Annotated in this window: 8 protein-coding genes; 3 read left to right on the forward strand and 5 right to left on the reverse strand. The window is 73.6% G+C overall.

What is annotated here, in order from left to right; genetic code table 11:
• A partial coding sequence (locus HMPREF3105_RS08395) for a polyprenyl synthetase family protein (RefSeq protein ID WP_210401440.1) occupies positions 1-329 on the reverse strand: 329 nt, incomplete at its 3' end.
• 161 nt (positions 330-490) lie between these two features.
• A complete protein-coding gene (locus HMPREF3105_RS08400) occupies positions 491-1,039 on the reverse strand; it encodes a hypothetical protein (protein ID WP_070709214.1) in 549 nt (182 codons plus the stop codon).
• A 146-nt stretch (positions 1,040-1,185) separates the two neighbouring features.
• Between HMPREF3105_RS08400 and idi the strand changes: the two genes are divergently transcribed.
• Positions 1,186-1,815 carry an isopentenyl-diphosphate Delta-isomerase gene (idi, locus tag HMPREF3105_RS08405; RefSeq protein WP_070709216.1) on the forward strand — a complete coding sequence of 210 codons (630 nt, stop codon included), beginning with the start codon at positions 1,186-1,188 and terminating at the stop codon, positions 1,813-1,815.
• A 30-nt stretch (positions 1,816-1,845) separates the two neighbouring features.
• Here the strand turns inward: idi and trxA are convergent, their stop codons facing one another.
• The gene (gene trxA / locus HMPREF3105_RS08410; protein ID WP_083325319.1) at positions 1,846-2,286 is read right to left on the reverse strand and encodes a thioredoxin; all 441 of its coding nucleotides are present in this window, start codon (positions 2,284-2,286) and stop codon (positions 1,846-1,848) included.
• A 213-nt stretch (positions 2,287-2,499) separates the two neighbouring features.
• Between trxA and aroQ the strand changes: the two genes are divergently transcribed.
• Positions 2,500-2,952, forward strand: a complete 453-nt coding sequence (gene aroQ, locus HMPREF3105_RS08415) for a type II 3-dehydroquinate dehydratase (RefSeq protein ID WP_070709218.1) — start codon at positions 2,500-2,502, stop codon at positions 2,950-2,952.
• A gap of 96 nt (positions 2,953-3,048) precedes the next feature.
• Positions 3,049-3,531 (forward strand): pyridoxamine 5'-phosphate oxidase family protein, encoded by a 483-nt coding sequence (locus tag HMPREF3105_RS08420; protein WP_036384307.1) that lies wholly within the window; start codon positions 3,049-3,051, stop codon positions 3,529-3,531.
• Between the two features lie 75 nt (positions 3,532-3,606).
• Here the strand turns inward: HMPREF3105_RS08420 and rlmN are convergent, their stop codons facing one another.
• Both rlmN and HMPREF3105_RS08430 read right to left on the reverse strand, forming a co-directional pair.
• Positions 3,607-5,004, reverse strand: coding sequence for a dual-specificity RNA methyltransferase RlmN (gene rlmN / locus HMPREF3105_RS08425; protein ID WP_036384305.1), 1,398 nt, complete (start codon positions 5,002-5,004; stop codon positions 3,607-3,609).
• Positions 4,997-5,615 (reverse strand): oxygenase MpaB family protein (locus tag HMPREF3105_RS08430; protein ID WP_070709220.1); only part of this gene is annotated, 619 nt, incomplete at its 5' end. The genes rlmN and HMPREF3105_RS08430, both read right to left, overlap by 8 nt.

Here is a 5,615-nt window from a genome sequence, read left to right on the forward strand (position 1 = left end):
GCGGGTTGGCCGCGCCGCAGCACGTCCCGATCGATGACGTCGTCGTGGACGAGCAGCGCGGTGTGCAGCAGTTCGAAGGCGGCCCCGAGTCGGTCGACGGCAGCGCGGCCGGACGGAGGGACCGGGTCGGCGGTCGCCAGGCGCCAGCCGAGCTCGACGAGACGGGGGCGGATGAGCTTGCCGGCGCCCACATGGACGTGGAGCGAGTCGAGCAGCTCGGCGAAGGCGGCGGATCCGGGTGCCTGGGCCGCGGCATGTCGGAGCGCGGCGTCCAGCTCGGCGGTCACCCCGGAGAGCGCGGCCTCGCCGCCCGTCCTCGCTTCACCCATGGCGCCTCCTCGGTGGCGGACACGACGCGGCACCGACCGCCGCATCTGTTCGACCGTCTAACTTCCGGACGGAGAAGACACTACGGGCCGCGCCGGTCCCGCGTCCATCCGCGGCGACCCCGGGTGACGCGATCTCACGACGCACGGGGCCGCCGTCGGGATCAGGCGTCGGCGGACGCCGTCTCCAGGGTGATCTCCGGGTCCACGATCTGACCCTCCCACTCACCGGAGACCCCGTACACGACGCAGTGCTTCTCGTCGGTGCCGTAGTTGCCCAGCTCGGAGGAGGTCAGGACGGCCCCGTTCAGCTGGTCCTCCTTCTCCTCGCTCAGGCGCTGGGCCTGGGCGGTGCAGGTCTGGGCGGCGGCCGGGTCGGCCTCCTCACCCTCGGCCACGGCCGGCACGGCCCAGAGGTACTCCGCGGTGTGGGCGCCCTCGCAGTCGGTGGTCTCGAAGGAGGACAGGTCACGGGCGCCGAGCGGGGCGGTGAAGCACGTGCCGGCCTCGTAGTCGGCCGGGGCCGCGGACAGCGACGACGCCGAGGCGGACGACGACTCCGCACCATGCGCGGACGCGGAGGCGGGCGCCGTCGTCGAGGCGGACGCGTCGGCGTCGGACGAGTCCTGACCGCCGCACGCGGTGAGGGCCAGCAGCGCGGCGGCGGACAGGCCGGCGAGACGGGCGGAACGGGACAGGGCGGCGAAGGCCATGGGGGTGCTCTCCTCGAGTGACGTGGGACGCGCCGGGGTGTGGCGCCGACCTCAGCACTCTAGCCACGCCCGGCCGCCGGTATCGGGCTGAGGTGACGTAGCCCACATCCGGTGGGCGGCCCGGCTCGCCTGCCACACTGAGAGGCATGCAGACCCCGGCCACGCCCTCCCCGCACGACCACCCCTCCCCCGTCGCCCGACCGTGGATGGCGGCCTCGCACGTCCCGGTCGCAGGCCCCGACGACGTCGAGCGCGTGGTCCTGCTGTCCCCGGCGGGCGAGACCGTGGGCACGGAGGCCAAGGCCACGGTCCACCGCCGCACCGAGGACGGCGGCACGCCCCTGCACCTGGCCTTCTCCTGTCACGTGTACGACGAGGCCGGCCGGTTCCTGCTCACCCGACGGGCGCTGGGCAAGGCGGCGTTCCCCGGGGTGTGGACCAACGGGTTCTGTGGACACCCCGGCCCCGGCGAGTCCCCCGCGGAGGCCGTGCTGCGCCGCGCCCCGCAGGAGCTGGGCGTGGAGGTGTCCGACGTCGTCGAGGTGCTCCCCGACTTCCGCTACCGGGCCGCAGACGCCTCCGGCATGGAGGAGCACGAGATCTGCCCGGTGTTCCGGGCCCGGATGCACGGCGACCCCGCCCCGGAGCGGGACGAGGTCGCGGAGTGGTGCTGGGTGGAGCCGGCCGATCTGGCCGCCGCCCTGGCCGCCGTCCCCCGGGCGTTCAGCCCGTGGCTCGTGGAGCAGTGGCAGCAGGGGGCGTTCGACCCGCGGTGAGCGGGCGGAGCGGCGACGCCGTGCGGGCCGTCAGCGGCCGTTGACGTCGTCGAGGTGGGCGGCGGTGGACTGCACGGCCTCGTCCTGCCCCGGCTCGGCGTCGCCCTGCTGGCCCTGCTGCTCCTCGGCCATGCGGCGGACCTCCGCGATGTCGAGGCCCTTGACCTGGTCGAGCAGCTGCTCGAGCGCGGTGCCCGGCAGGGCGCCGGCCTGGGAGAACACGAGCACACCGCCGCGGAAGGCCATGAGCGTGGGGATGGAGGTGATGCCGGCCATCGCCGCCAGCTGCTGCTGGTCCTCCGTGTCGACCTTGGCGAACACGACGTCCTCGTGCTTCTCCGAGGCGGCCTCGAACACGGGGGCGAACTGGCGGCACGGGCCGCACCAGCCGGCCCAGAAGTCCACGAGCACGGTGTCGTTCTCGGCGACGGTGGAGCCGAACTCCTCGAGGGTCAGGTCCTTGGTGGCCACGGTGGGTCCTTTCGTCAGCGGGGCCGACGCGTTCACGCCGGCGATCGTCCTGCCGACCACAACGGACACCCCGCCGCACCTATTCCGCCCCACCCCCGCTTTCGTTCGGGAAACGGCGGCGTGTCCCGGCACTTTCGTTCGGGAAACGGGCGCCTTCCACGCACTGTCGTGGCCGAGACGGGAGCCGTCGTCGTCGCTTCCTAGACTGACCGCATGACCGCCACTCCCGCCCTGCCCCTGCTCGTGCTCAACGGCCCCAACCTGAACCTGCTCGGCACCCGCGAGCCCGAGGTCTACGGCACGGCCGCCCTCGACGACGTCCGTGCGCTCACCGAGGCCCGCGCGGCCGAGCACGGGCTGACCGTGGACTTCCGACAGTCCAACCACGAGGGCGAGCTCATCGACTGGATCCAGGAGGCCCGCACCTCCCACGCGGGCGTCCTCATCAACCCCGCCGCGTACTCGCACACCTCCATCGCGATCCGCGACGCCCTCGCCGCCGCCGACCGGCCGATCGCCGAGGTGCACATCTCCAACGTCCACCGGCGCGAGGCGTTCCGGCACCACTCGCACGTCTCCGCCGTCGCCGACGTCGTGATCGCCGGGGCGGGCGTCCAGGGCTACGCCCTCGCCGTCGACTGGCTCGCCGCGGCCGTGCGCCGCTGAGCGCTGGTCAGGGCCCGCCTGGCCGTGCCTAGGGTCGGTGCTACGAGCCGGTGGCCGCATCAGGGCGCCGGCACCCGACGACGAAGGAGTCACGCCATGGGCACCCAGGATCCCCGCGCCCGTCTGCTCGAGAAGCTCGCGAAGGTGAACGTCTGCATGCTGACCACCGCTGAGCAGGACGGCACGCTCGTCACCCGCCCGATGGGCCTGCAGCAGGCGGAGGACGGCGGCACGCTCTGGTTCCTCACACGCGCCACCTCCGACGTCGCCGCGGACGCTCCGCAGCGCCCGGTCAACGTCGCCGTGCAGGACAAGGACTTCTGGGCTTCCCTCGCGGGCCACGGTCAGCTCGTCCGCGACGACGCGCGCAAGAAGGAGTTCTGGAACCCGGCCACCGAGGCGTTCTTCGGTGAGGGCTCGAGCCCCGAGGATCCGCAGATCGTGCTCGTGCGCGTGGATGTGCAGACCGCCCAGTTCTGGGAGTCCCCGGGCGCGGTGGCCACCGCCGTCGAGCTGGTGAAGGCCAAGGTCACCGGCGGCGAGGCCCACCCGGGCGACAGCGAGACCGTCCGCTTCTGACGGCGCCTCCCGACGCCGGCCTCGCGACTTGTCCGCGGACGGGCCGGTGAGCGCCGCGCGAGGGGCCTCGGCGGGTCAGTCGACGTCCTCGGCCGCCAGCTGGCCGCACGCGCCGTCGATCTCCTTGCCACGGGTGTCACGCAGGGTGGTGGGGATGCCGGCGGCGTTGAGCCGGTCCACGAACTCGCGCGTCACGTCCTTCTCCGAGGCGGTCCAGATGGAGCCCGGCGTCGGGTTCAGCGGGATCGGGTTCACGTGCACCCAGCCCTTGCCCCGGGCGTTGAGCTTCTTGGCCAGCAGGTCGGCGCGCCACGCGTGGTCGTTCATGTCCTTGATGAGCGCGTACTCGATGGACACCCGGCGCCCGGTGGCCACGAAGTAGTCGTACGCGGCGTCGATCGCCTCGTCCGCCTTCCAGCGCGAGTTCACGGGGATCAGCTCGTCGCGCAGCTCGTCGTCCGGCGCATGGAGGGACAGCGCGAACGTCAGCGGCACGCCCTCCTCGGCCAGCTTCCGGATGGCCGGCACCAGGCCGACGGTGGACAGCGTGATGTTCCGCGCGGACATGCCCAGACCCTCGGGCGAGGGGTCCACCATGCGGTGCACGGCGGCCATCACGCGCTTGTAGTTGGCCAGGGGCTCACCCATGCCCATGAACACGACGTTGGTGACGCGGTCGGCGTCGTGCCCGCCGTCCTTGCGCTTGCCGCCCAGTCCGCCCTGGGCGATCACCTGGTTGGCCAGCACGATCTGCTCCACGATCTCCGCCGTGGACATGTTGCGGGTCAGCCCGGCCTGGCCGGTGGCGCAGAACGGGCAGTTCATCCCGCAGCCGGCCTGGCTGGACACGCACAGCGTCACGCGGCCGGGGTACCGCATCAGCACGGACTCCACGAGCGCGCCGTCGAACAGCCGCCACAGGAACTTGACGGTGTCCCCGCGGTCGGTCTCCATGCGCCGGACCTCGGTGAGCAGCGGCGGGAAGAACGCCTCCGCGATCGCCTCCCGCTTGTCCTTGGGCAGGTCCGTCATCTGCTCCGGATCGGTGGTGTAGTGCTCGAAGTAGTGCACCGAGAGCTGCTTGGCGCGGAACGCCGGCAGCCCGATCTCCTTGGCCTTCTCCTGCCGTTCCTTCAGCGTGAGGTCGGCCAGGTGGGTGGGCGGCTGGGAGACGCGCGGCTGCTTGAACTGCAGCTGCGGTCGGCCGTCCGGGCCCATCGGCTGGGTCCAGCCCTCGGTCTTCGGCATCACCTGGGGGCGCTCGGCGGTGGCGGCCTCGCGGCGCTTGGGCGCGGAGAGCTGGTGGCCGACGCCGGCGCGGCGCATGCGCTCCCGGTCCTCGGCGAGCTGGCGCGCCTCGGACTCGTCGATCAGGCCGCGCTCGGGGCGGCCGAGGGCCGGCTTGCCGGCGCGGTCCCTCTGGCGGTTCGGGGTGGGCTTCGATCCGGGGCGGCGGGGCTGGTAGTCAGACATCGGCACCATCCTCCCAGACGGGGCGGACATCCCGGCTGGTCGCCTCCGCGACGACGGCGCCACGCGGCTCCCGCGTCCGGGGCAGCCCCCGCAGGACCCAGCCCACGACGACGCCGCGCACCGTCGCCGGCAGCGGCCGGTACACGGTGCGCGCCAGCCCCCAGAGGCGTGCCTCCCGGACGGAGTCCCGCCCGCTCCAGGACCAGCCGAGGCCGGCGCGCACGCGCCCCGGGAGGAGACCGGCGGTGACGAACCGGGCCAGGGGCAGGGCGGCTCGCAGCGGCGCGGGGACGCCATGGCCGGAGAACAAGTCGGCGGCGACCCGCCGCGCGTCGTCCGTGACCTCGAGCCGGGCCACCCGGTCGTCCCAGTAGTCCGCGAACGCCGCGCGGTCGACCGGCCAGGCGGAGGCGGGGACCTCGAGGCTCGTGGCGAGCGGGGCGTACCCGCGGTAGAGGCGGTCGGCGTCCTCGGCGTCGAGGGCGCCCCACATCCGGCGGCGCACCTGCTCCCCCATCGCGTAGAGGGTGGCGGCCACCCAGAGCTGGGCGTCCGGGTCGGCGGCGTCGTAGGGCTGGCCTCCGGCGTCGACCCCGCGGACCGGGCGGTGC

Origin of the sequence: Micrococcus sp. HMSC31B01 (assembly GCF_001816085.1) — a bacterium.
Taxonomy (GTDB): Bacteria; Actinomycetota; Actinomycetes; order Actinomycetales; family Micrococcaceae; genus Micrococcus; species Micrococcus luteus.

Excerpts from the sequence above, each read along its gene's own strand:
- HMPREF3105_RS08400 (WP_070709214.1), bottom strand. The coding sequence starts at position 1,039 with ATGGCCTTCGCCGCCCTGTCCCGTTCCGCCCGTCTCGCCGGCCTGTCC.
- idi (WP_070709216.1), top strand. The coding sequence starts at position 1,186 with ATGCAGACCCCGGCCACGCCCTCCCCGCACGACCACCCCTCCCCCGTC.
- aroQ (WP_070709218.1), top strand. The coding sequence starts at position 2,500 with ATGACCGCCACTCCCGCCCTGCCCCTGCTCGTGCTCAACGGCCCCAAC.
- HMPREF3105_RS08420 (WP_036384307.1), top strand. The coding sequence starts at position 3,049 with ATGGGCACCCAGGATCCCCGCGCCCGTCTGCTCGAGAAGCTCGCGAAG.
- rlmN (WP_036384305.1), bottom strand. The coding sequence starts at position 5,004 with ATGTCTGACTACCAGCCCCGCCGCCCCGGATCGAAGCCCACCCCGAAC.